Annotated in this window: 30 protein-coding genes; 16 read left to right on the top strand and 14 right to left on the bottom strand. The window is 60.4% G+C overall.

Annotated features, from left to right (window positions below; translation table 11 throughout):
- The 11 genes from ACR3FF_RS07200 to ACR3FF_RS07250 all read left to right on the top strand — a co-directional run.
- A partial coding sequence (locus ACR3FF_RS07200; protein WP_458187314.1) for an IS4 family transposase occupies positions 1-338 on the top strand: 338 nt, incomplete at its 5' end.
- 265 nt (positions 339-603) lie between these two features.
- Complete coding sequence (locus ACR3FF_RS07205; protein WP_458187315.1) at positions 604-1,212, top strand: YIP1 family protein; 609 nt, start codon at positions 604-606, stop codon at positions 1,210-1,212.
- 44 nt (positions 1,213-1,256) lie between these two features.
- The gene (gene fen / locus ACR3FF_RS07210; RefSeq protein WP_458187316.1) at positions 1,257-2,237 is read left to right on the top strand and encodes a flap endonuclease-1; all 981 of its coding nucleotides are present in this window, start codon (positions 1,257-1,259) and stop codon (positions 2,235-2,237) included.
- 291 nt (positions 2,238-2,528) lie between these two features.
- Positions 2,529-3,857, top strand: a complete 1,329-nt coding sequence (locus ACR3FF_RS07215) for a substrate-binding protein (RefSeq protein WP_458187317.1) — start codon at positions 2,529-2,531, stop codon at positions 3,855-3,857.
- Positions 3,858-3,991: 134 nt separating this feature from the next.
- Positions 3,992-5,089, top strand: a complete 1,098-nt coding sequence (locus ACR3FF_RS07220; RefSeq protein ID WP_458187318.1) for a branched-chain amino acid ABC transporter permease — start codon at positions 3,992-3,994, stop codon at positions 5,087-5,089.
- Positions 5,090-5,301: 212 nt separating this feature from the next.
- Positions 5,302-6,654, top strand: a complete 1,353-nt coding sequence (locus ACR3FF_RS07225) for a substrate-binding protein (RefSeq protein WP_458187319.1) — start codon at positions 5,302-5,304, stop codon at positions 6,652-6,654.
- Between the two features lie 112 nt (positions 6,655-6,766).
- Positions 6,767-7,702, top strand: a complete 936-nt coding sequence (locus tag ACR3FF_RS07230; protein WP_458187320.1) for a branched-chain amino acid ABC transporter permease — start codon at positions 6,767-6,769, stop codon at positions 7,700-7,702.
- Positions 7,699-8,835, top strand: coding sequence for a branched-chain amino acid ABC transporter permease (locus ACR3FF_RS07235; protein WP_458187321.1), 1,137 nt, complete (start codon positions 7,699-7,701; stop codon positions 8,833-8,835). Before ACR3FF_RS07230 ends, ACR3FF_RS07235 begins: the two co-directional genes overlap by 4 nt.
- Positions 8,835-9,593, top strand: coding sequence for an ABC transporter ATP-binding protein (locus ACR3FF_RS07240; protein WP_458187322.1), 759 nt, complete (start codon positions 8,835-8,837; stop codon positions 9,591-9,593). Before ACR3FF_RS07235 ends, ACR3FF_RS07240 begins: the two co-directional genes overlap by 1 nt.
- Before the next feature lie 52 nt (positions 9,594-9,645).
- Positions 9,646-10,392: an ABC transporter ATP-binding protein gene (locus ACR3FF_RS07245; protein ID WP_458187323.1), complete on the top strand. Its 747-nt coding sequence runs from the start codon at positions 9,646-9,648 to the stop codon at positions 10,390-10,392.
- Positions 10,385-11,038 carry a thioredoxin domain-containing protein gene (locus ACR3FF_RS07250; protein WP_458187324.1) on the top strand — a complete coding sequence of 218 codons (654 nt, stop codon included), beginning with the start codon at positions 10,385-10,387 and terminating at the stop codon, positions 11,036-11,038. Before ACR3FF_RS07245 ends, ACR3FF_RS07250 begins: the two co-directional genes overlap by 8 nt.
- A gap of 182 nt (positions 11,039-11,220) precedes the next feature.
- On the opposite strand, the gene ACR3FF_RS07255 is transcribed toward ACR3FF_RS07250, so the two are convergent.
- From ACR3FF_RS07255 to ACR3FF_RS07295, 9 genes are all read right to left on the bottom strand, one after another.
- Entirely contained in the window at positions 11,221-11,805 is a 585-nt protein-coding gene (locus tag ACR3FF_RS07255) for a DUF7978 family protein (RefSeq protein ID WP_458187325.1), read from the bottom strand.
- Positions 11,806-12,191: 386 nt separating this feature from the next.
- Complete coding sequence (locus ACR3FF_RS07260) at positions 12,192-12,590, bottom strand: universal stress protein (RefSeq protein ID WP_458187326.1); 399 nt, start codon at positions 12,588-12,590, stop codon at positions 12,192-12,194.
- A gap of 24 nt (positions 12,591-12,614) precedes the next feature.
- Positions 12,615-12,881, bottom strand: a complete 267-nt coding sequence (locus ACR3FF_RS07265) for a DUF7520 family protein (RefSeq protein ID WP_458187327.1) — start codon at positions 12,879-12,881, stop codon at positions 12,615-12,617.
- 696 nt (positions 12,882-13,577) lie between these two features.
- The gene (gene ctaD, locus ACR3FF_RS07270) at positions 13,578-15,323 is read right to left on the bottom strand and encodes a cytochrome c oxidase subunit I (protein WP_458187398.1); all 1,746 of its coding nucleotides are present in this window, start codon (positions 15,321-15,323) and stop codon (positions 13,578-13,580) included.
- Between the two features lie 69 nt (positions 15,324-15,392).
- Positions 15,393-15,620, bottom strand: a complete 228-nt coding sequence (locus ACR3FF_RS07275; RefSeq protein ID WP_458187328.1) for a DUF6684 family protein — start codon at positions 15,618-15,620, stop codon at positions 15,393-15,395.
- Positions 15,621-15,668: 48 nt separating this feature from the next.
- Complete coding sequence (locus ACR3FF_RS07280) at positions 15,669-16,034, bottom strand: DUF7541 family protein (RefSeq protein WP_458187329.1); 366 nt, start codon at positions 16,032-16,034, stop codon at positions 15,669-15,671.
- Between the two features lie 110 nt (positions 16,035-16,144).
- Complete coding sequence (locus tag ACR3FF_RS07285; protein ID WP_458187330.1) at positions 16,145-16,579, bottom strand: DUF7313 family protein; 435 nt, start codon at positions 16,577-16,579, stop codon at positions 16,145-16,147.
- Positions 16,580-16,635: 56 nt separating this feature from the next.
- The gene (locus ACR3FF_RS07290; RefSeq protein ID WP_458187331.1) at positions 16,636-17,403 is read right to left on the bottom strand and encodes an NAD(+)/NADH kinase; all 768 of its coding nucleotides are present in this window, start codon (positions 17,401-17,403) and stop codon (positions 16,636-16,638) included.
- Positions 17,404-17,443: 40 nt separating this feature from the next.
- The gene (locus tag ACR3FF_RS07295) at positions 17,444-18,754 is read right to left on the bottom strand and encodes a M20/M25/M40 family metallo-hydrolase (protein ID WP_458187332.1); all 1,311 of its coding nucleotides are present in this window, start codon (positions 18,752-18,754) and stop codon (positions 17,444-17,446) included.
- Positions 18,755-18,965: 211 nt separating this feature from the next.
- On the opposite strand from ACR3FF_RS07295, the gene pdhA reads away from it, so the two are divergent.
- A complete protein-coding gene (pdhA, locus tag ACR3FF_RS07300; RefSeq protein WP_458187333.1) occupies positions 18,966-20,027 on the top strand; it encodes a pyruvate dehydrogenase (acetyl-transferring) E1 component subunit alpha in 1,062 nt (353 codons plus the stop codon).
- Positions 20,028-20,138: 111 nt separating this feature from the next.
- Complete coding sequence (locus tag ACR3FF_RS07305) at positions 20,139-20,375, top strand: hypothetical protein (RefSeq protein ID WP_458187334.1); 237 nt, start codon at positions 20,139-20,141, stop codon at positions 20,373-20,375.
- Here the strand turns inward: ACR3FF_RS07305 and ACR3FF_RS07310 are convergent, their stop codons facing one another.
- On the bottom strand, positions 20,376-20,633 hold the full coding sequence (locus ACR3FF_RS07310; protein ID WP_458187335.1) for an MTH865 family protein: 258 nt from the start codon (positions 20,631-20,633) through the stop codon (positions 20,376-20,378).
- 132 nt (positions 20,634-20,765) lie between these two features.
- Here ACR3FF_RS07310 and ACR3FF_RS07315 point away from each other — a divergent pair, with 132 nt between their 5' ends.
- Both ACR3FF_RS07315 and ACR3FF_RS07320 read left to right on the top strand, forming a co-directional pair.
- Positions 20,766-21,815: a M42 family metallopeptidase gene (locus ACR3FF_RS07315; RefSeq protein ID WP_458187336.1), complete on the top strand. Its 1,050-nt coding sequence runs from the start codon at positions 20,766-20,768 to the stop codon at positions 21,813-21,815.
- A gap of 423 nt (positions 21,816-22,238) precedes the next feature.
- Positions 22,239-22,826: a plastocyanin/azurin family copper-binding protein gene (locus ACR3FF_RS07320; RefSeq protein ID WP_458187337.1), complete on the top strand. Its 588-nt coding sequence runs from the start codon at positions 22,239-22,241 to the stop codon at positions 22,824-22,826.
- On the opposite strand, the gene ACR3FF_RS07325 is transcribed toward ACR3FF_RS07320, so the two are convergent.
- On the bottom strand, positions 22,827-23,384 hold the full coding sequence (locus ACR3FF_RS07325) for an NAD(P)/FAD-dependent oxidoreductase (protein ID WP_458187338.1): 558 nt from the start codon (positions 23,382-23,384) through the stop codon (positions 22,827-22,829).
- 34 nt (positions 23,385-23,418) lie between these two features.
- On the bottom strand, positions 23,419-23,895 hold the full coding sequence (locus ACR3FF_RS07330) for an SRPBCC family protein (protein ID WP_458187339.1): 477 nt from the start codon (positions 23,893-23,895) through the stop codon (positions 23,419-23,421).
- Positions 23,896-23,983: 88 nt separating this feature from the next.
- Here ACR3FF_RS07330 and ACR3FF_RS07335 point away from each other — a divergent pair, with 88 nt between their 5' ends.
- Positions 23,984-24,640: an arsinothricin resistance N-acetyltransferase ArsN1 family B gene (locus tag ACR3FF_RS07335; RefSeq protein WP_458187340.1), complete on the top strand. Its 657-nt coding sequence runs from the start codon at positions 23,984-23,986 to the stop codon at positions 24,638-24,640.
- Here the strand turns inward: ACR3FF_RS07335 and lrpA1 are convergent.
- Both lrpA1 and ACR3FF_RS07345 read right to left on the bottom strand, forming a co-directional pair.
- Positions 24,633-25,061 (bottom strand): HTH-type transcriptional regulator LrpA1, encoded by a 429-nt coding sequence (gene lrpA1 / locus ACR3FF_RS07340; RefSeq protein WP_458187341.1) that lies wholly within the window; start codon positions 25,059-25,061, stop codon positions 24,633-24,635. The two genes, ACR3FF_RS07335 and lrpA1, sit on opposite strands and share 8 nt — an antisense overlap.
- Before the next feature lie 104 nt (positions 25,062-25,165).
- Positions 25,166-26,101, bottom strand: a complete 936-nt coding sequence (locus ACR3FF_RS07345; RefSeq protein ID WP_458187342.1) for a thiamine pyrophosphate-dependent enzyme — start codon at positions 26,099-26,101, stop codon at positions 25,166-25,168.
- Position 26,102 lies beyond the last annotated feature (1 nt).

Raw genomic sequence — 26,102 nt, forward strand, 5'->3', positions numbered from 1 at the left:
AACTCGAAGAACGACAACTTCAGACCTGGGAACGGATGGAAGTCTTGCTGAGTCTGTACTCGGTGATTGCTTGGAAGGTACTGGAGTTACGAGAGCTTGCTCGTGGTGAGAGTTCTCCTTCCGCTGAGGTCCTGTTGAACGAGGCAGAGCGCACAATTCTGGAAAAGAAGTTTCCAGAATTGAGCGATCAAGACGGGAAGGCCTACGCAGTGAGTGTGGCAAAACTCGGCGGGTATCTGGATCGAGGCTCAGATCCTCCACCAGGCTGGCAGACGATGTGGAAAGGACTGCAGAAGCTGCGCATGTGGGCGGAGGGATACGAACTTGGTGCTGAATGAGCGGTGAAAGCGCTCATTCAGCGATACTCACCATGAATCTCAGCTTCTCTCCGGTATCAAAGACAGAGTACTCATAGCGACTCAAGGTTCAGTTCCAATAATGACCGCATTTTGACTCATTCCTTCTTCTCAGATCTCATTTGATTAGATTTTCTCTCTATCACTGACTTATGGGTAAGAGACAGCGCTAAAGCACGGGGTTTTCTCGCTACCACAAGATAATTTATACACGAGGAGGAAAATCACGACCCGTGATACGACGGACATGAGTTCGATACGAACCGTGCTCTCCGACCCCGACGAATTTTTCGCCCGTCGAAATACCTCCCCGACGGTCGTTCTCCCAGCCTTGGTGGTGGCGATGCTCGGCGTTATCGGCATCATGAAGTCGCTGTTGACGGCGTGGATTCTCGACGGACCGAACACGCCGCCCACGTTCCCGATACTGCTGGCGACTTCGCTCGTAATACCGTTCGTCTTCTGGGCGTTCTACGGCGTCGTGTTCTACGCCATCTCGTCGCTGTTCGACGCGGATGACTCACTGCGCGATACCGTGGTTCTCACGGGGTGGGGATTCCTACCGGGCGTTCTCTACGGCGTGCTTACGCTCGTGGTCGTCGCCGTCACGCTCGACCCCTCACCGACCACGGGCGGCGGTTCCAGAACTGCGATGGAGATGGTGGCGAGAGGGACGCTCGCCTCGCTCGTCTTGGGTTTCGTCGACCTGCTGTTCACCCTCTGGAGTGCCTACATCTGGGTGGCGGCGGTCCGACACGCCCGGAACGTCACTCGCCGACAGGCCATCGTCACGGTCGGGGTTCCGGTCGGCCTGTTGGCGATTTTCGACGTGGTCGGACTCTCGATACCGGTGTGACCGGACGGGAGCTTTCAAGCCCACTCCACACATAGTGCCCGTAAATGGGTAATTCTGCACTGCGGCAACTCGCCGTTCTCGAAGAGGTCGGCTTCGACGAACTGGATGGCTCGCTGGTAGCAGTAGACGCACACAACTGGCTCTATCGCTACCTGACGACGACGGTAAAGTGGACGCGAGATGAGGTCTACACGACCGAGGACGGAACCGAGGTGGCGAACCTCGTCGGCATCGTCCAGGGGCTTCCGAAGTTCTTCGAACACGACCTGACGCCTATCTTCGTCTTCGACGGACGCGTGACCGACCTGAAAAGCGACGAGATAGAGAGCCGGCGCGAACAGCGCGAGAAACTGGAAGACAAGCTAGAAGAGGCACGCGAGGAAGGCGATACGATAGAAATCGCGCGACTCGAAGCCCACACTCAACGACTCACGCCGGTTATCCAGGAGACGACGCGGGAACTGCTCGAAATGCTCGACGTGCCGGTCGTCGAAGCCCCCGCCGAGGGAGAAGCGCAGGCAGCACACATGGCGCGGCGCGGCGCGGTCGATTACACCGGTACCGAAGACTACGACGCGCTGCTCTTCGGGTCGCCGCTCACGCTCCGCAAACTCACGAGCAAAGGCGACCCGGAACTGATGGACTTCGACGCCACGCTCGACGAACACGACGTCACGTGGGAGCAACTGGTGGACATCGCTATCCTCTGTGGAACCGACTTCAACGAGGGTATCTCCGGCATCGGCCCGAAGACGGCGTTGAAAGAAGTCAAGGAACACGGCGACATCTGGGCCGTCCTCGAAGCCCGCGAGGAGTACATCGAGTACGCAGACCGAATCCGCGAACTGTTCCTCGACCCCAACGTCACCGACGAGTACGAGTTCGACGCCACGATGAACCCGGACATCGAGGCCGCCCGCGAGTACGTCACCGACGAGTGGTCCGTACACGTCGACGAGGTGGAACGCGGCTTCGAGCGAATCGAGGAGAGCGTGACCCAGACCGGTCTCGACCAGTGGACGTGACGAAGGTCACAGGAATACGCTAGTCGTGCTAGCAGTCGCGTTATAGGTATTCATCTTCGATGGCACATTTCGTCCGTCGCCTTTCGGTCGCGGATTCGACCTGATCAAATCGTTCGAAATCGTGGGTCTGCGTCGATGAATGAACGCCGAAGTGTGCATCGTTATCCGACGAGTGAAATTACCTGAATCGGGTTACGACGCTCTCCTAACACGACACGTCTTCGATTTCAAACTTGTTGTCAAAAAGCAATATCCGCCATAGTTATTAGTCAGGTTGTCGCGTGTCATAGCATGTCACGGGAGAACACTGACCTGACACGTCGGGACATGGTGAAGATTGCCGGCGGTGCGAGTGCGACGGGGATAGCAGGGGTTGCGGGAACGGCGAGTGCTCAGGACGATTATCCGCCACTCGGCAACTATCCGATAGAGGGTAACACTGCGACATTCGGATTCAACGTTCCACAGTCCGGACCGTACTCGTCGGAGGGACAGGACGAACTCCGAGCGTACAAGCTGGCGGTGCGACACCTGAACAACGGTGGCGGTTGGGTGGACGACTGGAGCGACTTGTCCGGAAACGGCGTGCTCGACAAGCAGATCGACTTCGTGTCGGGCGACACCGCGACCGACGCAGATCAGGCCCGGCAGTCAGCCCAGCGGATGATAAGCCGCGACAACGTCATCATGGTGACCGGCGGGTCGTCCAGCGCGACCGCCATCGCGATGCAGGGACTCTGCCAGCGCGAGAAGGTGGTGTTCATGGCCTGTCTCACGCACTCCAACGACACGACGGGGAAAGACTGCGACCGGTACGGGTTCCGGGAGATGTTCAACGCCTACATGACCGGCCAGGCACTCGCGCCCGTGGTGAGCAAGGAGTACGGTGGGAACAAGCAGTTCTACCAATTATACGCCGACTACACGTGGGGGCAGACCCAGCAGGCATCGATGAACAAGTTCTTCAAGGAAGCCGGATGGTCACAGGTCGCCAGCGTGGCGACACCGCTCGGGACGAAAGACTACTCGTCGTACCTCTCGAAAGCGGCGAATTCACCGGCGGACGTGCTATTCCTGAACCACTACGGACTGGACGGCGCGAACTCGCTCAAACAGGCCCGGAACATGGGTCTCGACCAGAACATGGACATCGTCATGCCCCTATACAACCGCCCCATGGCACAGGCCGCGGGCAACGCGATCAGGGGCATCTTCGGTACCATCGCGTGGGACTCCCAGATAGACAATCCACCGTCGAACAAGTTCACGAAGGCGTTCAACGACGCCTACGAGCGAATCCCGTCGGGACCGGCACAGCTCGCGTACGCCCAGACGCTCCAGTACGCTGCGGCCGTCGAGCGCGCGGGAACGTTCTACCCACCCGAGGTCATCAAACAGTTGGAAGGGCGGCAGTACAACAGCCTCGGCATGGGCAAGGAACTGATGCGAAAGTGCGACCATCAAGCCCAGCGCGCAGTGCCGGTCGTGCGAGGATTGCCGAAATCCCAACAGGAGGCGGGCAAGTTCTTCGAACTCGTGCAGGTCACCCCGAGAGCGCAAGTCGGCTACAAGTGCGGAGAAGGGCCTGCTGCACAGTGTAACCTCGGCCCGTACGAGTAGTCAACCATCACCGATATTTATGGAGGATGCCGAAGTCCCCAGAGACATGGTGGGGGTTGGAAAGAGCGGGGGTGAGCAGCCATGACAACCACGAATTCGTTCTTGTGGATGGCGACCGATAGGACGGTGGCAACATGAACGGCGACGGTGACTACGTCGAGGACGGGTCTGTCGTCGAGTCGAGCGAGCGATTCGAGTTCATCGACCGCCTGAAAGGGAGTGAACTCGCCATCTTCGCGGGGACGACGCTCGCCGTCGCGCTCTTCCCGTGGTTGTTCGTAGAGGCACCGGTCGTCAGCGAACTGTTCGACGGCTACCGTGATCTGGCGTCGCTCATCCTCATCTGGGGCATCTTCGCAATGGGCTTCAATCTCCTGCTGGGCTACACCGGCCTGCTGTCGTTCGGCCACGCCGCCTTCTGGGGGAGTGCGGCCTACGCCGCCGCCATCTTCAGTTCGACGGTCTCCGGAAGCCCCATCCTGATGGTGGTCGCGGGAACCGCCACTGCCGTCGTGCTCGCGTGGATTCTCGGATTCGTCTCGCTTCGCCGGGGCGGAATCTACTTCGCCATCTTGACTCTGGCGTTCGCCCAGATGGCCTACTACATCGCGCTCGCACCGCTGTCGGGATTGACGGGCGGAGAGAATGGCTTCACCGGCGTCGAGACGGGCGACCTCCTCGGAACGTTCCGACTCAGTTCGCCACCACCGGTGCTCGAACCGCTGCTGGGTGACTGGATGTACATCTTCGTCGGCACGTTGACCATTCTCAGCGTCGTCGCGGCGTACCGCATCCTCCAGTCGCCGTACGGTATCGTCTTCCGTGCCATCCGGGAGAACGAACAGCGGGCGGCGTTCGTCGGGCTGAACGTCTGGCACTACAAACTGATGGCGTTCGTCCTCTCGGGCGCGTTCGCGGGGGTCGCTGGAAGCCTCTTTACGATCCACGGAGCCTACGTTCCTGTCGAGTCGCTGTACTGGACGACCAGCGGCGAGGTGGTCGTGATGGCTGTGCTCGGCGGTGTCGGCTCGCTGCTCGGCCCGATACTCGGTGCCGGGGTCTACCTCTACGTGGAGAACATCGTCAGTGGCTACCCCGGCTACGGTCAGTACTGGCATCTCGTCCTGGGTCTCGTCTTCGTGCTCGTCGTCGTGCTCTTTCCGCGAGGCATCTGGGGCCTTTTCACCAGCACCGCCTCCCGTCTTAGACGGTTGGTCGAGAGCGAGGAGTAGGCTCCACGACGGGAGATGACAAGCCGACTTACATAATTAAATAGACAATTGCAGACCATCAATGTGAGATTATACATTACAACTAGGCGACAATATATCACTAGAATTTGACTATAACTCCCGCTATATCTGGTGAGAATATATATTTTAATTATTCATTTGCATGGAATTACATGGAAACAATTATTAGTGTGAGATATGCTCTTGATAGTATGGCACATGGTGGCAAAGACCTAACTCGTCGAGATGTCGTGAAGATGACTGGTGCGGCAGGCACGGCTAGCGTCGCCGGACTGGCTGGATGTCTGAGCAGTAGTGGTGGCGGGGGCGGTGGTAACGAGGATTACCCAGCGCTCGGCAACTATCCCGTCGAGGGAGACAAAGTTACGTTCGGATTCAACGTTCCACAGTCCGGCCCCTACGCTTCGGAAGGCAAAGACGAACTCCGAGCGTACAAACTCGCGGTGAAACACCTGAACAACGGTGGCGGGTGGGTAGACGACTGGAGCGACCTCTCGGGCGACGGCATCCTCGACAAGAAGGTCGATTACGTCACTGGTGACACGGGAACTGACTCAGACCAGGCCCGAAAGCAGGCGTCTCGGATGATAAGCCGAGACAACGTCATGATGGTGTCCGGCGGGTCGTCCAGTGCGGTCGCCATCGCGGTGCAGGGACTCTGTCAGAAGGAGAATGTCATGTTCATGGCCTGTCTCACGCACTCCAACGACACGACGGGGAAAGACTGTGACAGGTACGGGTTCCGCGAGATGTTCAACGCCTACATGACCGGCCAGGCGCTCGCGCCCGTCGTGACCAAAGAGTACGGCAAAGACCTCAAGTTCTATCAGTTGTACGCCGACTACAGTTGGGGGAAGACCCAGCAGGCATCGATGAAGAAGTTCTTCGAGGAGGCCGGATGGTCGCAGGTTAAGAGCGTGGCGACGCCACTGGGCACCAAAGACTTCTCGTCGTACCTCTCGGAGGCTGCGAACTCTGGCGCAGACGCCCTGTTCTTGAACCACTACGGCCTGGACGGCGCGAACTCCCTAAAAGGGGCGATCCAGGCAGGGATGAACCAGGATATGAAGATCGTGATGCCGCTGTACAACCGCCCGATGGCGCAGGCCGCAGGTGGTGCTATCGAAGGCATCTTCGGCACCGTTGCGTGGGACTCTCAGATCGATAACGGACCGTCGAACTCGTTCACGAAATTCTTCGGAAAGGAGTACAACGGACGGATACCGTCTGGCCCGGCACAGCTCGCGTACGCCCAGACGCTCCAGTACGCTGCGGCTGTCGAACGAGCCGAGACGTTCTATCCCCCCGAAGTCATCAAGCAACTCGAAGGCCACGAGTACGACAACCTCGGCATGGAGGGCGAACTGATGCGAAAATGCGACCACCAGGCCCAGCGCGCCGTGCCGGTCGTGAAAGGACTGCCGAAGTCCGAACAGCAATCCGGTAAATACTTCGAGATCGTCGAAGTCACGCCCCGCGACAAACTCGGGTACGAATGCGGGGAAGGGCCTGCGTCGAAGTGTAACCTCGGTCCGGCCAAGTAGCCGTCATCCATCAGGGGATGTACACTAACGCTTATGTTCGGTAGAGTATGACTAACATAGAGAATGGGACAGACAGTCACATGATAGATAGATATCGCAGGGAGAAGTAGTCGTGAGTATCGTTTCACAACTGGCGACGGTCTTGCTGAATGGACTCCAGCAGGGAGCCATCTACGTACTGGTCGCTATCGGCCTTTCGATCATCCTGGGGACGCTAAAATTCGTCAACTTCGCCCACGGTGCGTTGTATCTTCTCGGGACGTATCTCGGGTTACTCGTCACCCTCAACATCCAGATCGGCGACGGAAAACTCGCCGAGTGGGGATTCGCGGAGATCGGTCTCGGCTGGGGATTCCTCCCCGCACTCATCGTCGTACCGATAGTCGTGTTCGCGGTCGGGTTACTGATGGAACGTTTCGTCGCCAGACCGTTCTACGACCGCCCCGACACCGACCAGATTCTGCTCACGTTCGGTATCGCCATCGTCGTACAGGAGGCGTTCAAGATACTGTTCGGTGGCCAGAGCTACAATTTCGCGCGACCAAACTGGGCGTCCGGCCCGATTGCACTGCCACTGGTCGGCACCATCGGAAAGTGGCGGCTCTACGTCATCGCCATCACCGCCGTCCTCATCTTTCTCGTCTATCTACTCATCGAGTTCACGGATTTCGGTCTCGTCGTGCGCGCGGGCACCCGTGACGCCGAGATGGTTCGGCTTCTCGGCGTGAAAATTACTCGACCGTACCTCGTCGTATTCGGTGTCGGCGCGGCACTCGCAGGAATCGCTGGCGTCGTCGGTGGGACACTGTACGCCGTGAACCCGAATATCGGCATGGAGGTGCTCGTCCCCTCGTTCCTCGTCGTCGTCATCGGCGGCGTCGGAAGCATCAGGGGTGCAGTCGTCGGCGGTATCCTCATCGGGCTCACCCTCTCGTCGCTGGTCGCAGTCGCTCCGCAATGGTCGCAGGTGGGGATCTACGTGCTCGCCGCCATCATCTTGCTGGCGCGGCCACAGGGCTTGCTCGGTAACGAGGAGGTGGCCCCATGACCGACGGCACTACCGACCAACCGACTGAGGACGGCGGTGCAGTCATCGAAGCGGGAGAACTCCCAGTCTGGACGCGATTCGCCGGAGGTGAACGCTCGATCGTCCTCCTGTCGATCCTCGTCGTCGCCATCTTCCCGTGGTTGTTCGTGCAGGCCCCGGTCGTCAGCGACCTCCTGCGAGGCTATCAGTCGCTCGCGTCACTCATCCTCATCTGGGGTATCTTCGCTCTCGGATTCAACCTCCTGCTCGGCTACACCGGCCTGCTGTCGTTCGGCCACGCCGCCTTCTGGGGCGGTGCGGCCTACGCCGCAGGTATCTTCAGCGCCAGCGTGAACGGGAGTCCGATCCTCGTGGTGTTGTTCGGGACGCTGTTCGCCGTAGTGTTGGCGTGGATACTCGGATTCATCTCGCTCCGTCGGGGCGGTATCTACTTCTCTATCCTGACGCTCGCGTTCGGCCAGATGGCCTACTACCTCGCGCTCTCACCCCTCCAGGGCCTGACGAACGGTGAGAACGGGTTCACCGACGTCGCGGTGGGCAACCTCTTCGGCTTCCTCGATGCGTTCGCGGCGTTCGAATCCATCCCGCTTAACACGCCGATACCGTTCCTCGGCGACTGGCTGTACGTGTTCGTCGGCGTCACCACGATACTCTGTATCGCCATCGTCGCCCGAATCCTCCATTCGCCGTACGGACTGGTATTCAAGGCGATTCGGGAGAACGAACAGCGTGCCGAGTTCGTCGGTCTGAACGTCTGGCGCTACAAACTGATGGCGTTCGTCCTCTCGGGTGCCTTCGCGGGCATCGCCGGGAGCCTCTTCGTCGTTCACGGCTCGTACGTTCCCGTCGAGTCCCTGTACTGGACGACCAGCGGCGAGATCGTCGTCATGACCGTCCTCGGCGGTGTCGGCTCGATAGTCGGCCCGATGCTCGGGGCGGGAATCTACCTCTACGTCGAGAACGTCCTCAGCGGGAATCCCGCGATCCAACCCTACTGGCATCTCATCCTCGGTCTCATCTTCGTCGCCGTCATCGTGCTCTTCCCGGAGGGAATCTGGGGAGTGATCGAATCGGTTCGGGACACCGTTTTCGGTTCGTCGAACGAACCCGAGCAGAAAGGAGGTGGGAACTGATGGCGCTATTGGAGACTCGCGGCCTCACCAAGGAGTTCGGTGGTCTCGTCGCGGTCGATAATGTCGATCTCGATATTCAGGAAGACGAGCGTGTCAGTGTCATCGGCCCGAACGGGGCTGGCAAATCGACGCTCATCAACCTCATCACGCGGATGCTCGAACCGACGAACGGCGACATCCGGTTCAAAGGCGAGTCGATAACCGGTCTCGAACCCCACGACGTCGTCCAGTCCGGGGTCAGCAAGTCGTTCCAGACAGCGTCCATCTTCCCGGATCTCACCGTCGAGGAGAACGCTCGTATCGCTGCGCTCGCCGCCGAGCACGGGTCGTTCCGGTTCAACTTCCTCCGCCACCAGAAACAGTATCCGGAGGTGGACAAGTTGACGCGCGACACCCTCGATTCGGTCGGCTTACTCGATCAGCGAGAGTCTCCTGCGGCCGACCTGCCGTACGGGGACAAACGCCGTCTCGAACTCGGCATCGCCCTCGCCAGCGAACCCGACCTGCTGTTGATGGACGAACCCACAGCAGGGATGTCACCCGAGGAGACCCACTCGACGGTCGAACTCATCGAACGAGTGAAAGAGGAGCTCGGTCTCACTATCCTGCTCGTCGAACACGACATGGAGATCGTGTTCAACGTCTCCGATCGCATCGTCGTGTTGAATCGCGGCAGCGTCATCGCCGAAGGGACGCCGGACGAGGTACAGGGCGACCCACAGGTGCAGGAGGCGTATCTCGGAGGTGTCGAACTGTGAACTCCCAGTCAGTGTATCCATGGAGGTCAGTGCGTTCGTGGAGGTGGTCGTCGTGAGCCTGCTCGAGCTCGAAAACGTGGACGCATACTACGGTGAAAGTCACATCTTGCGGGACGTGACGATGCGCGTCGAGGAAGGTGAGATCTGTGCACTTCTCGGTCGAAACGGGGCGGGTAAGACGACGACACTGCGAAGTATCGCCGGGGCACAGCCACCGAACGTTCGCGATGGGTCGATACGGTTCAAGGACGAGACCATCACCGGGATAGATCCCGAAGATATCTCCGCACGCGGAATCTCGCTCGTCCCCGAAGAACGGCGTGTCTTCCCCAATCTCACCGTCGAAGAAAACCTCCATCTCGCGGAGGTCGTCCGCAACCGGTCGAATACGGTCGGGCGCTCGATACCCCAGGTCGAACACGTCGGAATGACGACCGAGGACGTGTACGACGAGTTCGAGCGACTTCGAGAGCGGCGCAACCAGAAGGCGGGGACGCTCTCGGGTGGTGAACAGCAGATGCTCGCCATCGCCAGAGCGTTGAAACAGAGCACCGACCTGTTGATGCTGGACGAACCGTACGAGGGGTTGGCGCCGCAGATAATCGCCAACGTCGAGGACGCTATCCGACAGATCAGCGAATCTGGAACGACCATCCTTCTCGTCGAACAGAACGCGGCAGCCGCGATCAAACTGGCCGACCGATGTTACGTCGTCGACCAGGGAGAGATCGTCTTCGATGGAACCGCCGACCGACTCAGAGACGACGAAGAGACGAGGGAGCGGTACCTTGGTGTCTGACGCCCACGACCCCGATGCCCTGTTCGACGCGCTGGTCGAAGAGGACGTCGTCGACGAGAACGGAACCGTCTCGCTCACGGACGACTTCGAGCATCGCTGGTCGGTCTACTTCGACACCTACGCGAGCGTCACCGTCGAAGCGTTCGAGGAAAGCGTCGCCGACGCGTTCGACGTCTCGCTCGAAGCGGCTCGGGCCAGCGACGTGACCCGTGCCGAGCTCAGTTACTACCTCGCGCTCACGGCGCACGTAGACGACGAGTACACGAGCGGAGAACTCGGCGTGATGGCCGACATGCTCGCCACCATCGGTCCGTCCTCGCCGGTTCCCGACGACGTTCGCGAACTCGATGACGAGACGTACCTCGACTTCCTCGCGGCGCATCCCGATTGTGTCGTCTCGGTCTGGAAACGCGACTGTGCGCCCTGTGAGGCGCTGATCGACGACCTCCCGCGGATTCGAGCGGCACTTCCCGAGGACGTGGCGTTCTCGGGCGTCGACGGCGACGATGTCGTCGCGTTCCGCCGCGAGTTCGCCGTGGACGTCGCCCCGGCGTTCCTCTGTTTCGAAGGCGGGGAGTGCCAGGAGACTGTCGACGGTAGCGACATCGACACGCTGGTCGAGACGCTCCGGTCGCTATACGAGTAACGTCGCGCCCGTCGAACACCGTTGCTGTCGCCTTTCGCTTCGCTAGCTCCGATAAAATCGGTAGTTGACAGGAGCGGCGTGCAAGAGACAGAGCGTGTCTCGCCAAGGGCTCGTCTCTGCACCGACTGTCTCGTGACTCGAATTGCCTATCCGTCCCGGTTGAGGCGACGAAACTGGACGTCTCAGAGTAGCGGTGATTTGGCGACGATCGCGCCGAGCGTCCCGAACACCAGGGGTAGCCGACGAGGGCGAACGGCCAAAACCCCACGGAGAAATAGGTGCCCGGATTCATCCCCCATTCCTACACCGGCTTTGCTGGTGTTGATTGCGAAGAGGGGTGCCGAGAGGACTGCGGTTGGGACGTAGCCGACGGCGAGATAGCTGCCGACGGCCGGCGCGACGGGGGAGGAGTCGTCCGACAGGACAACGATGGCCGCACCACCCAAGAGACACGCAACCACAGGGACGAGATAGAGCCACTCGTAGCCACCGACGACACCGACTGTGGTGCCACCTGACAGACCCGCCCCGCGGAAATGGGCGTTCACTGGAATAAAATGAGCGTTCAGCAGGACCCAGCCGACTGCTTTCCAGACGGGCTGGCCGGCGTCCGTGTACGCAAGCCACAACATCCGCGCTTCTCCGGAAGGGTCGCGACTTGGTTGCAGTATCCGTGGCAGTAACGGGATGGTGGCGAGGCCGACGAGGAGATACGAGAGCAGGTACGTCCCGATACCAGCACCGATACGGCGAAAGCCACGGATCATAGTTGCATCATAGGAACAAACTACAATAAACCATTACCAGACGATTGATTGGATGGCTGGTAGAAAGGAGAACCGGACACAGTCGACCGTGGTGAACCCCTACCACTATATCCGCTACGTCGAACTGTGGCCCGCTCGCCCAACCAATCTACGCTCTGTTGGTACATAGCCACCGCAAACCACTCCAAGGTTGACAGAACCCACGCGATACATTCGCGCCCTGTATGCAACTCGACCGCTGAAACCCATCACGTATCGAGGATTTCGACACGGCCGGTTCTCCCGCCTATCGCGTTTCGTTTCTTCGGTCTCGTCCCGTTCTCGTCGCCGCCGCTTTCCTGCTCGGGTTCGTAACGAGGTGAGAAGTGAACCGCCGTGAGACGGCCCTACTGCTGGCCGACGCCTGCGACGAGCACCGGACGGTGTGCGTTCAGGATGACCGACTGTGAGACGCTTCCGAACAGGGCTTTTCCAGCAGGTGATCGTTTCCGGCCACCGATGCAGATGCAATCGACGTCGCGCTTCTCTGCTTCGTCGAGGATGGTGTCTGCCGGGCTTCCGCTCGTCTCTATCACGTCGGTGTCGATGCCCGCGTCTTCGAGAATCTCCTGCGCTCGTCGGACACCCGCTACCTGCATGGCCGACGCACCGCTCGGATTGTCGGTAAACGAGTACAGAAGCGTTGCTTGAACTGCCGTCCCCGACTCCGGAAGGTCGACGACTGCCTCTGCCTGTGCTAGCGCGCGCGATTCGGTTTCATCCAGTGCGACCAAGACGTGGTACATGGTCGATTGTCACTGTGATTTGGCTTAGCCCTTGGGGTGAGCGTCGTCGTAGCGCTCGGAGACGACCACGACGAGAACGAGCAGGATGCCGAGAATCAGGCCGATGGTCACCATGCCGAACGTGGCCAGTCCCACAGGCGTCGGCTGTAACTCGACGACACCGAGCAGTTTGACGGGACGGAGGTCGTCCGGGCCGAACAGACCGAGGAGAGCGCCCACGAACCCCCCAACGGAGACTAACAACAGGTACAGGCCGACGACGAGCGAGCGACCTTCGAGTCGAGATGGCACAGACGAACCTTGCGACACGCCAAGGATTAGCCTTTTCATCCACTCACGCCTAGTTCGAGTATGTCCGAAAAAGAACTGCTCCTGGTCGTCCTCGGTGGCATTGCTGTGCTCATGTTCGCGATGGGAATCATCCTCGCGACGACGTGAGAAATAAAACCGCTCGACGCCTATTTGCTGTGCTCTTCCGGTTTACGTGAATTCGAGGAGAAAGCCTCGCCCTTTTGGGCGGGGATGAATCCGACGAAGTATTCGACAACTGCCGACGATAGCAAGGCCGGATATTCCACGAGCGGTAACGTTACGCGTTTTTCTGCCGTATCTATACTACCAACGTTCCCTCGTTTCGAACCACTGCCTTGGGCAGTTCCAGTACTTCGTACTGATTTCGAGCGTGGTAACAAAGTCGATGCCCAGTCCACCACGTCCGGGCCAACTGGTCGTCTGACGCTGCTGGTGGTACCCAGTAGACTGAATATCCTACCGTGGACGGGAATGCTATATTCCCGGTTGATACGCCGGTTGCACATCGGTGGGAAGGCCGCTTTGACACGGCTCTACGCGCTGGAACGCACGTCCTCGGTCATAATTGGACGGCAACCGGTGAGGGAGGACGCGAAAGCGTACTTCGCTCCCGAGGAAACGTGCAACCTTAATATCCTCTTCGAGGAATCCTCGCCGTTTACCGCGGGGAGGATGTCAATCGCTACCGTCGGACGTATCGTCTGAGGTGGGTGACAGATCGTCGGTCTGTTCGCCACCGTCCGTGAGTGCAGTCTCCTGTTTCTTCTCGAACCAGTGCCACTCTTTCGAGCGCATGCCGTCTTGTTCAAGGTTCCACGGGTCACCACCCTCGACTTTCGGCCCTTCGAGCCACGACTGGACGACGTTCCAGACGAAGATGAGTTGACCGAATCCCATGATGAACGCGCCAGCGGTGGCGACCTGGTGCCACGTTGCGAACTGCGGGAGGTAGGTCGCGTACCGGCGGGGCATGCCGCCATAGCCGAGGAACATCATGGCGAAGAACGTCATGTTCGAACCGATCATGGTCAACCAGAAGTGCCAGTGAGCCAGCGACTTCTGGTACATCCGACCGGTGAACATGGGGAACCAGTAGTAGATGCCCGCGAAGCCGGCCACGGCGATGGCCCCCATCACGATGAAGTGGAAGTGACCGACGACGTAGTAGGTGTCGTGGAGCACGAGGTCGACCGGAATCGCCGCCAGGAAGATTCCGGTGACGCCGCCGATGATGAAGTTCTGGACGAAGCCGATACAGAACAGCATCGGTGCGGTGAGTCGCAGACGACCGTTCCACATCGTCGTAATCCAGTTGAACACCTTCACGGCGCTCGGGATGGCGATGGCGAGCGACACCGCCATGAAGCTCAGCCGGATGCGGGGGTCGATACCGGTGGCGAACATGTGGTGGGCCCAGACGCCGAAGCTCAGGACGCCGATAGCTAGCGTCGAGTAGACGACGAACTTGAACCCGAACAGCTTCCGGCCCGCGAACCGCGGGAGGATGAGGCTGACCAGCCCCATCGGCGGCAGGACGAGGATGTACACCTCGGGGTGGCCGAAGAACCAGAACAGGTGTTGCCACAGGATGGGACCACCACCTTCGGCAGCGAAGAACGTCGTGCCTAAGTTGCGGTCCATCAGGAGCATGATGAGCGCGCTCCCGAGGAGTGGGAACGCGAACAGGATGAGTCCCGACTGCGTGAGCACCGTCCACGAGAAGATGTCGAGTTCGGGCCAGCCAACGTCGTCACCACGCTCGGTGAAGATGGTGGCGATGAAGTTTATCGCACCCATGGTGGCGGAGACGCCCGTCAGGTGAAGCCCGAGAAGCATCATGTCGACGCCGGCACTGGCCTGCGCACCACAGCTCGCACCGCCAGCACAGGCCGACAGTGGCGTGTACATCGTCCAGCTCGTCTGGGAGGGAGCGATGCCGGGGATGAAAAAGCCCGCCCAGATGAGGAGTGCGCCCGGAGGCAGGAGCCAGAACGCGATGGCGTTGATGCGCGGGAACGCCATGTCGTCCGCGCCGATGAGCAGCGGGATGAAGTAGTTCGAGAACGCCGCGATGATGGGCGTCCCGAACAGGAACAGCATGGTGATTCCGTGCGTGGTGAGAAGCGCGTTGTAGAATCCTCCCTGAATGATGTCGGCTTCCGGTGCGGCGAGTTCGGCACGCATGAGAAGGACCGCGAGACCGCCCCACGCGAAAGCTATGACACCGTACGTCCCGTACAGTAAGCCGATGTCTTTGTGGTCGACGGTCGTCAGCCAGCGAATGATTCCAGCAGGTTTTTCTTCGTGACCCTGCCTGGTCCGGTCTCCGTATCCGTAGCCCCCTCCGGTAAGGGGTGTGTAAGAGCGCCAGTTCTCGATACGGGCGATGAACATGGCGACTGCGAGTAGAAACACCCCCATAACGACGGTGAGCGCAATTTGCCCAGTAGCTGCCATGGAAGACGGTGTGAACTACAGGGTAAAGAAAGGTTAGGTTCCGTCCGTGCCCTCGATTTTTATCGCTGCGACATACGTTAACAGGGCAAGCAGGACAAACGGAACGACGATGAGTCCCCACCCGATGACGTCGATGAGGAAACTCCCCGTCCACGGACTGAGGACGAGCGAGAGGACGAGGAAGAAGGCCATTATTCCGAGTGGAATGATGTTGACCGTCAGGTCAAGCAGCGTTTCCCGGTCGAAGACACGTTCTGCCATAGTACGAGTACGTAGCAAACAGGGCGTAAAATAGATTGGTGATTTGGCTCAGACCGGCTTCGGTTGCCACAGCGCACCTGCGACGCCGCCGACGAGCAAGACGACACCGCCGACGAGAATCGCCGTCCCCCTGAGCTGAACGGAACCGGAGGTCGTCATCCAGACTGCACCACCGACCAGAAAGGCCACGCCAGCGGAGACGACGAGCCCTTTCCACGGGTCGTGAATGTACTCCGATTCGCGGAGGATGCCGACGACACTGCCGACGAACATCAACATGCCGCCGACCGCGACCGGAAAGAGGCTGTCGGCCATCACGATACCGACTTCGAACAGTGCGAGCCCGAACGCGACGAACAGCGGCCACGGACTTGATTTTCGATACTGGTCGGAGAGCCCCGGTTGTTCGTCCATGCGAGGGGGGTTAGGGACCGAGCGGTTTTACCGTTGCGTCTTCCCCCTTCGAGGTTCGAGAGAGAAACTACCCGCGACACGGCTCACGAGTATCGAAAACGGAAGAATCGTCAGACGATCGCGTTCCAGTAGTCTTTGATGAAGATGAACAGGCTGAGATACGCCGCGTACAGAAGCACGACGACGGACGCCGTGACGGCTCCTTTCGGCCTGTCGAGCGGGACACCGCGGCGCATCTCGACCGCGCGCGCTTCGACTTCGAAGAAGTCGGTGAGGAACAGTCCGAGCACGAGCGTCGAGAGGACGATACCCGCGTGGTGGTGGAGCGTCAACAGGTAGAAAGACGCGAGCACCAGTGCAACGTTCGACAGTTCGTGTGGTATCCACCGGTCGAGTGTCTCGCGGTCGTCGTCCCGTGACTGCTTCTTGTAGTTCCGGAACGCGAGCATCCGCGTCACCATGTTGACCAACACGAGAGCGAGCACGACGTACTCCACGAATGGTTCGAGCACGTCGAGCGGCCCGAGTAGCGATAGCAGTTGCATATTCACACTTCAGTTGGACAGCGTATTATATTCTTTCCAATTCGCTCGCGTCCCTATTACGCGAAAAATCCCGAACTGTCTTCGACCTCGACGATAGACACCGTGCCGTCGAACCCGATCGCAACCGATTCGTCCGGTTCTACGGGACGCACTTCCCGGTCGTCGGCGAGGAGCACCACCGCGTCCTCGTCGCGTTCGACTGCGAGCGTCACCGGGCCATGGAGCACCCAGTCGTCTTCGTGAATGGCGAACGGTGCGACCGGGACGACGGCGACGAACTCCGCTCCCGGTTGGACGACCGGACCGCCCGCGTCGCGTGCATATCCCCGACTGCCCGCCGCCGTGGCGACGACGACCGCATCGGCCCGGAACTGGTCGACGAACTGGCCGTCGGCGTGCACGCTGTACTCGGAGATTCGGGCCGGCTTACTCGTCACGAGCGTCGCGTCGAACACTGCATCTGCGACGGTGTCGCCATCGACGGACACCGAGAGGAGCGGGTGGTCTCTCGTCGTCCACTCACCTTCGAGGAGGTCTTCCAACGCCGATTCGAGCGCCGGTTCGGGGACGCTCTTCAGTCCTGACCCTGCCTCGACGGGTAGAATCGGCGTCGACACGTCGGCCCACACGAGGTCGGTGACGGCGGATTCACCGACTGCAACGACGACTGACGGGGTCGCATCGAGGACGGTTCTCGGGTCGTCGGCTATCACCACCTCCTCGTCGGTGAGCGCACCGTCGATTCGACTGACGAGTTGCGCGTCGTCACCCGGTACGACGCCGACCCGCATCGGCTCCTCCCGTGTCGGTCGCTTCGTTCCCATTACATGAACACTGTTCCCCCGACGTGAAAAGGATACCGCGCTACTCGTCGTAGGGCCAGTCACCGATTATCTTCATCCCCTCGGCCTGGTCTTCGGTTTCGAGCGCGGCGGCAATCTCCTCGGGGTCTTTGTGTGCGACCGTGAACTCTTCGCGCGCGATGTATTCAGTGAGGGCCGTCAACAAGACGGCCTGCTCGCGGAGGTCACGTACGTCGAGTTTGTCCAGCGTGTCGGCGAAGGTGTGTCCCCATCCTCTGCCTTCGTCGCCCGTCTCGCTCATGACGTGGTAGCCCGGCACGCCCCACTGGACGAACGGCCAGTGGTCGCTGTGTGGTCCCTGCTCGGGAATCGAGGTGATGGGGTGGTCGAACTTCTCGGCGACGTCGTGGGCCGCCTCGTCCAGTTCCTCGAAGCCGTGCGTGAAAAACGACAGCGTGCGCCCGCGAACGACGCCGTCGTTGTTGACGATGGCCTTGATGCTATCGTGGTCGGTGATATCCGCCATGTAGTTCGACCCGTCGAGTCCGACCTCCTCGGCACCGAACGCGACGAAGTGAACGCGCGTTTCGAGTTCGTCTTCTCGCTCCGCGAGCGCGCGCGCGATTTCGACGAGGGTAGCGGTTCCAGCGCCGTTGTCCATGGCACCTTCGGCGATATCGTGGGCGTCCACGTGACTGGTGACGAGCACCTGCCGGTCGGTGTCCGGGCCGAGTTCCGCGTGGACGTTCTGACTGGTCGCGTCGTGGATGTCCGCTTCGACTTCGACCGTCACGGTCTCACCTTCCCACCGCCGGGCGAGTCGTGACCCGACCTCTTTGCTGACCCCCACTGCGGGAACGTCACCGATAGGGTCGTCTTCGGTACCGACGCTGCCCGTCGGCGGGAGACAGCCTTCGACGTGATTTCGGAAGACGAAGGCCGCTGCGCCACCCTCGACCGCGTAGTAGTATTTCTCCCGACGGTGGATGAACCGGTCGTAGTAGCTGGGAACGTTCGAGGCCACCATCACGACTTTGCCCTCGACGTCGACCTCCTCGAAGTCGGAGGGTAGTCCATAGCCGAGGTCGACGAACTCGCCGTCCGCGCTGTCGGCGGGACTACGGGGCAGGGCGATACAGTCCTGCGTCGTCTCACCCGCTCGTATCGAACTGCTATCGCGAGACCATCCCTGAATGTCGAATTCCTCCAGCCTGGCGTTTCTCGCTCCGATCGCTTCGAGGACGTCGCGGGTCGCCTCCGCACCGCGTCGTTCGCCCTCGCTTCCAGCCATCCGGTCGCCGATATCGACTATCGTTTCGAGAAGATCCCATCCCGTATCGCTCGTGAACGTCCTGCCAATCCACTGTGTCATACGCCTTCACGTCTCGTGGTGGCCGCCTAAGTGTTTCGAACCATAACATCTCTACGATTCGTCGGTTCCTCCCCCTCGTTCGGCGCAAAAACCGACAGACTATCATCAAGGTATTTAAACAGATTCGTAATTCCTGGTTATTTAGTACCTGTAGCGATACTTTATAACGAATGCGACCGTTTTACCGATAGACAGTCGGAGATATCAATATATGGCTTCACAAGCACCGGAAATGACGCGCGTGGTCGAACTCGACGGCAGTGTCGAAGAGGACGTGAACCTCTCGGCGGAGGACGTAGAGAACATGTACCGACTACAGGTTCTCGCGCGCACGTTCGACAAGAAAGCGGTCTCGCTCCACCGACAAGGACGAATCGGGACGTACGCACCCCTCCAGGGGCAAGAAGCGGCGCAAGTCGGTGCAGCGTACGCACTCTCACCCGGCGACTACTGCTTCCCGACGTACCGTGACCACGCCATCTACCTCACCCGTGGACACGCGATGCGCGACATCCTGCTTCACCTCTCCGGAGCAGGAAACTACATCGATCGTGAGGACGCAGACGGGCTTCGAACCTTCCCGCCGACGATTCCGATCGCCACACAGTTGCCCCACGCCGTCGGCGTCGGTATGGGAGCGAAGTACAAGGGCGACGACAGCGCCGTGCTGGCGAGTTTCGGCGACGGCGCGACAAGCGAGGGCGATTTCCACGAAGCGATGAACTTCGCTGGCGTGTTCGAGACGCCGACGGTCTTCTTCTGCCAGAACAACCAGTGGGCCATCTCGGTTCCCCGCGAGCGCCAGACGGCGAGTGCCACCATCGCGCAGAAAGCCCAGGCGTACGGGTTCGAAGGCATCCGTGTCGACGGCAACGACGTGTTCGCCGTGTACGAAACGGTGCGCGACGCTCTCAAACGTGCGAGAGAGGATAAGCCGGTGCTCATCGAGGCGGTGACGTACCGACAGGGAGCACACACGACGACCGACGACCCGACGAAGTACCGCGAAGAGTCTGAGGTCGAATCGTGGGCCGAGAAAGACCCGCTCGACCGCACCCGCGAGTATCTCGAATCGGAGCACGGGTGGACGGACGAGGACGAGCAGGCGCTTCGAGCGGAAGCGAAAGAGGCCGTCGCAGAGGCCGTCGAGGCCGCAGAAGCACACGAGGGATACGACACCGACGCCATTTTCGACCACGTCTACGCCGAAGACCACCCTCGGTACGCACGCCAGCGTGCCGCCGTCCCCGAGAGACCCGACGTGGAACGGTAGACCTCGAGTCGTCGCACGGCTTTTTTCAGAACATCTCCGTTCGATACTCCCGCTCGGCCGTCGCCAGCACAGTTATGTGCGGTCCTGTGGTACCCAGCATGGGGTTTTCCAATGGAACGACACGAAGCAGAAATGGGTGAGTACGGAACCGAAGAAATCGCTGACATCGCGGAGATGGAGATAACGGAACCGACGTTGACGTGGCTCGAAATCTCGCGTCCACAGCAGCCGATTCCCATCGGCGAAAACGATAGAGTGCTCGATAGCTACTTCAACGAGCAACAGGACGTTTGGGAAGTTCTGCTCATCGCGCTTCCGGACGAGGACGAAGACGAGGACGACGAGTAGTTACAGCATATCCTTCTGTTTCAACCCCTCGATGAGGTCGTCGACGAGCGAGTCGACGTCGTCGTAGGGGAAATCCTGCGAGTCGTTCATCTTCGTCGACAGTTCCATCGCCGTGAAACTGGTGTCGCCCGCTTCGAAGCGCGTCCCCGGACCGTTCGGCAGTGCCGGAACGAGGTCCATCGGGTTGCTAACGGGGTAATCTGCGCCTTCGAATGCGTCGTGGAACTGTTGTCGGAATTCTGCTTCCTTGTCGGCCATGTTCTTTCGTGTGTGGGTATCAGGCAAAAACGTTGTGGAACCACAGTAAACAAGTTGTAAGTTTATTCACGGATTTTCCCAGGGCCTCTCCGGTTCACGGAGGTTTATAGGGTGATGTACCACAGAGGACGTATGGCGTTCGATTTCGACTTCGAGTTACTGGCTGAACTAACCGAGACGAGTGGCGTACCGGGATACGAAGACCGTATTCGAGACATCGTCCGCAGGGAACTCGACGGGGAAGTAGACCGGATGCACACCGACGCGATGGGAAACGTCGTCGGAACGGTGGAGGGGGCGAGTGACTACTCGGTGGCCGTCGCGGCCCACATGGACGAGATCGGATTTCTGGTCCGCCACGTGAACGACGAGGGGTTCCTCGCCATCGACCCCCTCGGCGGGTGGGACCCTCGCGTGCTTCGGGCACAGCGCGTCACCGTCCACACCGAAGACGACGACCTGACGGGCATCATCGGGTCAATGCCCCCGCATCTTCTCGACGACGACGAGGAAGAACAGGAGGTCGAAGACGTGTACATCGACCTCGGACTACCCGCCGAGGAGGCCCGCGAGCGCGTATCGGTCGGTGACCTGGTGACGATGGAACAGACGACGACCCGGGTCGGTGAGCACGTCACCGGTAAGGCGCTCGACGACAGAGTCTGCCTGTTCGCCATGTTGGAAGCGGCCAAGCGAATCGACGACCCCGACGTGACCATCCACTTCTGTGCGACGGTACAGGAGGAACTCGGCATTCGCGGTGCGCCGGCACTGGGCGTCGACGTCGACCCCGACCTCGCGGTCGCCCTCGACGTGACGGTGGCGAACGACATCCCCGGCGTGGAAAACGAGCGGGACTACGTGACCCGCCTCGGCGAGGGAACAGCCATCAAGCTCAAGGACGGGAGCGTCGTGACGACCCCGAAAGTCCACCGGCGAATGCGCTCCGTGGCCGACGACCGCGATATCGCCCACCAACTCGAAGTCCTTCCGTCGGGAGGCACCGACACCGCTGGCTTCCAGAACACCCACGGCGCGAAGCCGGTCGGCGCGATTTCGATTCCGACGCGCTACCTCCACACGGTGACCGAGAGCGCTCACGCCGAGGACGTGTCTGCGACCATCGACCTGCTCACTGCGTTCCTCGATACCGAGACCGGCGAGCACGATTACACGCTATAATCCAGCGTTTCCTGCTGTTAAAACCGAGCACTACGCCAATTTGGCGTTGCGCTCAGGCACCCTCCTTGGAGAACCCCGAGCCAATACCTCGGTACTCCGTTCAGTCCGTGCCGAGTCCGCTCGTTCAGTCTCGGAACTCACTCAGCGAGAGCATATCGGGAGAACACAGCAAGGAACCGACGAGTGAAATGGGTCGGTTCGAGAGATAGACCGGTGACACGACCGCCAGAAACCAGCACCCGACTCGGCCACCGGAAATCGGCTTCCTCTACGATTTTGAAAGTCACGGTCCAGCAGTGGGTGCTAAGGGGAAAACCGCAACTGCAACGGGGCCCGTCGTTCGACAGCCGCGCCACTTCGACCGTCGTGAAGGGTCGTGGAGAAACCAAAGTATTCAGTACCCACCGGGACTAAGCCCCGTCCATGACAGATGGGGAAGCGGACGAATCGGTCACTCGACGCGGATTTCTCCTCGGTTCTGCGGGCGTTGCGGCCGCTGGTGCGGCTGGAACGGCGTCGGCCCAGGAAGAAGGTTCCGGTGGAAACGAAAGCTCCGGCGGCGGCGGTGGCGGCGGGTCGAAGACGGTGGCGACCGGCCCCGGCGGCGAACTCGTCTTCGAACCGGCCGAACTCTCGGTCTCGCCGGGAACGACGGTGAAGTGGGAGTGGGAGTCGAACACCCACAACGTCATCCCCGAGAGCCAACCCGACGGGTCGAGCTGGAAGGGCACGCCGGGTGGCGAGAGCAAGACGTACGACTCGGGTTATACGTACGAGCACACGTTCGATACGCCGGGAACGTACGAGTACTTCTGTGCGCCGCACAAGAGCGCCGGCATGACCGGAACCATCCAGGTCGGTTCCAGTGGTGGCGGCGGGTCGTCCGAACCTGCGATTCCGGGGAGTGCGAAGTCGCTCGGCGTCGCTACCTCGGGGGCGCTAGTGTTCACCCTCGGCCTGGCGTACTTCTTCATGAAGTTCGGCGGCGACTACGGCGAGTTCGACGAGTAACTACTCCGCGTCGTCGGGCGTATCGAAGTCGTGGAACGCGCGGCCTTTCTCCGCACTCAGAACGTCCAGCCCCGCGGCCGCACCCCCACCGACCGAGATGGCGGCCTGAATCTTGTCGGCGCGTGCAGTCCACCCGGCCGCGTAGACGTTCTCGACCGTCGTCGCGTTGTCCATATCGACTTTCACGGTGCCGTCGTCGGCGAGTTCACAGCCGAGGGCTTCGGCCATCTCCCGCGACCGGCCGGTGGTGAAGACGACGTACTTGGCGTCGTACTCACCCGAATCGGTCGAGATGGAGAATCCGTCGGCGGTCTCCTCGACGTCGGTCACTTCCTCGCCTTGTTTTCGTTCGGCACCGAAGTCGTCCACTTGCTTGCGGGCGACTTCCATGAACTCGTCGCCGCCGATGCTCTCGATACCGAGATAGTTGTAGAGCCACGCGGCGTGCATCGCCGTCTCGTCCGTGTCGAAGACGACGGTTTCGAGGTCGTTTTTGGCGGTGAACAGCGCGGCGCTCAGTCCGGCGGGACCACCACCGATAACGGCTACGTCTGTCATACGTTGGCACGTTCCACGGAAACGGGCTTAAAGCTCACCGCTCCAGCAACTCCTTCGTCTTTCGGTGACGGTACCAGAACATCGGTTCGAAGCCGACCTTCGCGAGTGGACTCCCCCTCGCGCCGAGTGCCGGGAACCGATAGTCCACCCTGTCACGCACCAGCGTTCGTCCGTCGCCGGCGTAGAAGAGATGCGAGTGACGCCACTCGGGAAACGGTCCCTCTCTCATCACGTCCTGAAACACGGCTGCCCCACCGCGAACCTCGCGTCGCGTGATTTCCGAGTGCCACCGCTGACGCGGGCCGATCCCGAACGGTTGGAGCGAAAGCCGAATCTCGGTCCCCGTTTCCAGGACGTCGGGATTTGGCTCGCCGTCCGGCCCTCGAACGCCCTCGACTCGGAGATGCATCCACGTGGGTGTCAGCGCCTCCAACCCGTCGGTCGTCGAGTGAAACCGCCATACATCTTCGAACGGTGCGTTCACCCAGACCTCACGCTGGAAGGTAGCCATCACCGAATCTTCCGTCGCTGCCTCCAAATCTCTTGTGTGCAATCGGCGAGACGACGATTTATTTCGCCTCGGCACGCAGGTCGGGAGGATGGTCTCCATCCGACTCGCCGAGGCAGACGACGCCCCACACGTCGCGGCCATCTACGCACCTATCGTCCGTGAGACGGTCGTCTCGTTCGAAACCGACCCCCCGAACGACGACGAGATGGCTGAACGAATCGAAACGACGCGTCCGACCTATCCGTGGCTCGTCTGCGAACACGAGAGCGAGATTCTGGGATACGCATACGCGAGTCAGCACCGAACTCGAGACGCCTACCGGTGGTCGGTCGACGTCTCGGTCTACGTCCGGGGCGACTCTCGTCGCCAGGGCGTCGGACGTGGTCTCTACGAATCGCTCTTCGCACTCCTGCGACGACAGGGATTTTTCAACGCGTACGCGGGAATCGCGCTTCCCAATCCAGCCAGCGTCGGACTACACGAGTCGATGGGGTTCGAACAGGTCGGCGTGTACAGAGACGTCGGGTACAAGCACGGGGCGTGGCAGGACGTCGGTTGGTGGCACCTGCAACTGCGTCCGACCGATGTCGCCGAGTCGGCGTCATCGTCCGACCAACGTCCCCCAGCAGACGCCAACTCCAACTCGCAGAACAACCCCGCGCCGCCATCGTCACTGACGGAGTTGAAAACGGAAACGGAAACCGAGGCACTGGAACGAGGACTGCAATCGATTCAGCTCATTTGAGACGTTCTTGCAGGAACGAAGGATGGGCCGCTGAGACGCCGTCGATGGTGAGAATCTGGTCGGAAATCACGTCACCGACTGCGTCGCCGTCGGGTGCACGAACCTCCGCCATCAGCATGTGGTCACCGCTGCTCGTATAGAGCGTCTCGATGTCGTCGAGTTCTTTCAACGCCCGCGTTGCCTCCACGTAGCGTTCGCTCTCGACGTCGACACCGACGAGCGCGATGCTCTGGCTCGAGAGCTTCTTCGGGTCGACTTCCGCCGAGTAGCCGACGATAACGCCGTCGTCTTCGAGTTTGTCGATGTACTTTCTGACGGTGGGTTTGGATACTCCCGCTCTGTCTGCAATCTCCGAGTACGACGCCTGTGCGTCGTGTTCTAAAACACGGAGGATACGGTCTGCTGTCGATTCCGTACTCATGTTACCAGGTCGTTTGCCGCACAGGAAAAAATACCTTGCGAAGTAGTAAACACATTGTCTCCCGCGGAAAGGTTGGACGAACGACCGAAAGAAGCGAAACGAGATTACTTGTGGCGGTCGAGCAGGTCGTAGCTCCGTTCCCACTCGTAATCGTCGTCGAAGTACCGTTCTGCCAGCGGCGTCTCCGGCATGTCACCCGTCGCCTGTTTTTCCTGCTGGTAGGACGGACGCTCGTCGTCGACGTAGAATCGACCGGTGAGCACCGTTCCCTCGTAGAGGGAGTCTTCGGCTACGCGCATCATCTCGGCTGCCTCGTGTCGGTCGTTTACGTCGAAGTCGTAATCGTCGCTGTCCTGTACGTCGATGTACGGGACATACTGCTTGGCGTCCTTGTTCCACGTCGGACACTGCGTGAGGAAGTCCACGTGCGCGAACCCGTCGTGTTCCATCGCTTCGGCGAGTATCTCTTTCGCCTGGTTCGGGTTGACCGCCGCGGTTCGTGCGACGTAACTCGCACCCGAGGTGAGCGCCAGTGACAGAGGTCGAATCGGACTTTTCGCACTGCCGTGTGGCTGGGTCTTCGACTTGTGTCCCTTCGGCGACGTGGGCGAAGTCTGGCCCTTCGTCAGGCCGAAAATCTCGTTGTCGAAGACGATGTAGGTCATGTCGTGGTTCTCACGCGCGGTGTGCATGAAGTGATTCCCGCCGATTCCGTAGCCGTCACCGTCACCGCCTGCAGCGATGACTTCGAGGTCCGGGTTGGCGAGTTTGGCCGCACGTGCCACCGGCAGGGAGCGTCCGTGGATGGAGTGGAAGCCGTAACTCTGGAAGTACGACGATAGCTTCCCGGAACAGCCGATACCCGTGACGAGCAGCGTCTCGTCCGGCGTTCGCCCGACTTCGGGCATCGCCTGTTTCAGCGCCTTGAGGACGCCGAAGTCACCACAACCAGGACACCACGTCGCCTGCGGTTCGAGGCTTGGTGTGAACTCGTCCGAATCGATCTCTCGTTCTTCTCCGATTGCGTTGAATACACTCATT

The organism is Haladaptatus ordinarius, from assembly GCF_054177595.1.

Bases quoted from the DNA above. Each gene is read 5' to 3' on its own strand.
- ACR3FF_RS07205 (WP_458187315.1), top strand. From the start codon at position 604: ATGAGTTCGATACGAACCGTGCTCTCCGACCCCGACGAATTTTTCGCC.
- fen (WP_458187316.1), top strand. From the start codon at position 1,257: ATGGGTAATTCTGCACTGCGGCAACTCGCCGTTCTCGAAGAGGTCGGC.
- ACR3FF_RS07215 (WP_458187317.1), top strand. From the start codon at position 2,529: ATGTCACGGGAGAACACTGACCTGACACGTCGGGACATGGTGAAGATT.
- ACR3FF_RS07220 (WP_458187318.1), top strand. From the start codon at position 3,992: ATGAACGGCGACGGTGACTACGTCGAGGACGGGTCTGTCGTCGAGTCG.
- ACR3FF_RS07225 (WP_458187319.1), top strand. From the start codon at position 5,302: ATGGCACATGGTGGCAAAGACCTAACTCGTCGAGATGTCGTGAAGATG.
- ACR3FF_RS07235 (WP_458187321.1), top strand. From the start codon at position 7,699: ATGACCGACGGCACTACCGACCAACCGACTGAGGACGGCGGTGCAGTC.
- ACR3FF_RS07240 (WP_458187322.1), top strand. From the start codon at position 8,835: ATGGCGCTATTGGAGACTCGCGGCCTCACCAAGGAGTTCGGTGGTCTC.
- ACR3FF_RS07255 (WP_458187325.1), bottom strand. From the start codon at position 11,805: ATGATCCGTGGCTTTCGCCGTATCGGTGCTGGTATCGGGACGTACCTG.
- ACR3FF_RS07260 (WP_458187326.1), bottom strand. From the start codon at position 12,590: ATGTACCACGTCTTGGTCGCACTGGATGAAACCGAATCGCGCGCGCTA.
- ctaD (WP_458187398.1), bottom strand. From the start codon at position 15,323: ATGGGGGTGTTTCTACTCGCAGTCGCCATGTTCATCGCCCGTATCGAG.
- ACR3FF_RS07275 (WP_458187328.1), bottom strand. From the start codon at position 15,620: ATGGCAGAACGTGTCTTCGACCGGGAAACGCTGCTTGACCTGACGGTC.
- ACR3FF_RS07280 (WP_458187329.1), bottom strand. From the start codon at position 16,034: ATGGACGAACAACCGGGGCTCTCCGACCAGTATCGAAAATCAAGTCCG.
- ACR3FF_RS07285 (WP_458187330.1), bottom strand. From the start codon at position 16,579: ATGCAACTGCTATCGCTACTCGGGCCGCTCGACGTGCTCGAACCATTC.
- ACR3FF_RS07290 (WP_458187331.1), bottom strand. From the start codon at position 17,403: ATGGGAACGAAGCGACCGACACGGGAGGAGCCGATGCGGGTCGGCGTC.
- ACR3FF_RS07295 (WP_458187332.1), bottom strand. From the start codon at position 18,754: ATGACACAGTGGATTGGCAGGACGTTCACGAGCGATACGGGATGGGAT.
- pdhA (WP_458187333.1), top strand. From the start codon at position 18,966: ATGGCTTCACAAGCACCGGAAATGACGCGCGTGGTCGAACTCGACGGC.
- ACR3FF_RS07305 (WP_458187334.1), top strand. From the start codon at position 20,139: ATGGAACGACACGAAGCAGAAATGGGTGAGTACGGAACCGAAGAAATC.
- ACR3FF_RS07310 (WP_458187335.1), bottom strand. From the start codon at position 20,633: ATGGCCGACAAGGAAGCAGAATTCCGACAACAGTTCCACGACGCATTC.
- ACR3FF_RS07315 (WP_458187336.1), top strand. From the start codon at position 20,766: ATGGCGTTCGATTTCGACTTCGAGTTACTGGCTGAACTAACCGAGACG.
- ACR3FF_RS07320 (WP_458187337.1), top strand. From the start codon at position 22,239: ATGACAGATGGGGAAGCGGACGAATCGGTCACTCGACGCGGATTTCTC.
- ACR3FF_RS07325 (WP_458187338.1), bottom strand. From the start codon at position 23,384: ATGACAGACGTAGCCGTTATCGGTGGTGGTCCCGCCGGACTGAGCGCC.
- ACR3FF_RS07330 (WP_458187339.1), bottom strand. From the start codon at position 23,895: ATGGCTACCTTCCAGCGTGAGGTCTGGGTGAACGCACCGTTCGAAGAT.
- ACR3FF_RS07335 (WP_458187340.1), top strand. From the start codon at position 23,984: ATGGTCTCCATCCGACTCGCCGAGGCAGACGACGCCCCACACGTCGCG.
- lrpA1 (WP_458187341.1), bottom strand. From the start codon at position 25,061: ATGAGTACGGAATCGACAGCAGACCGTATCCTCCGTGTTTTAGAACAC.
- ACR3FF_RS07345 (WP_458187342.1), bottom strand. From the start codon at position 26,101: ATGAGTGTATTCAACGCAATCGGAGAAGAACGAGAGATCGATTCGGAC.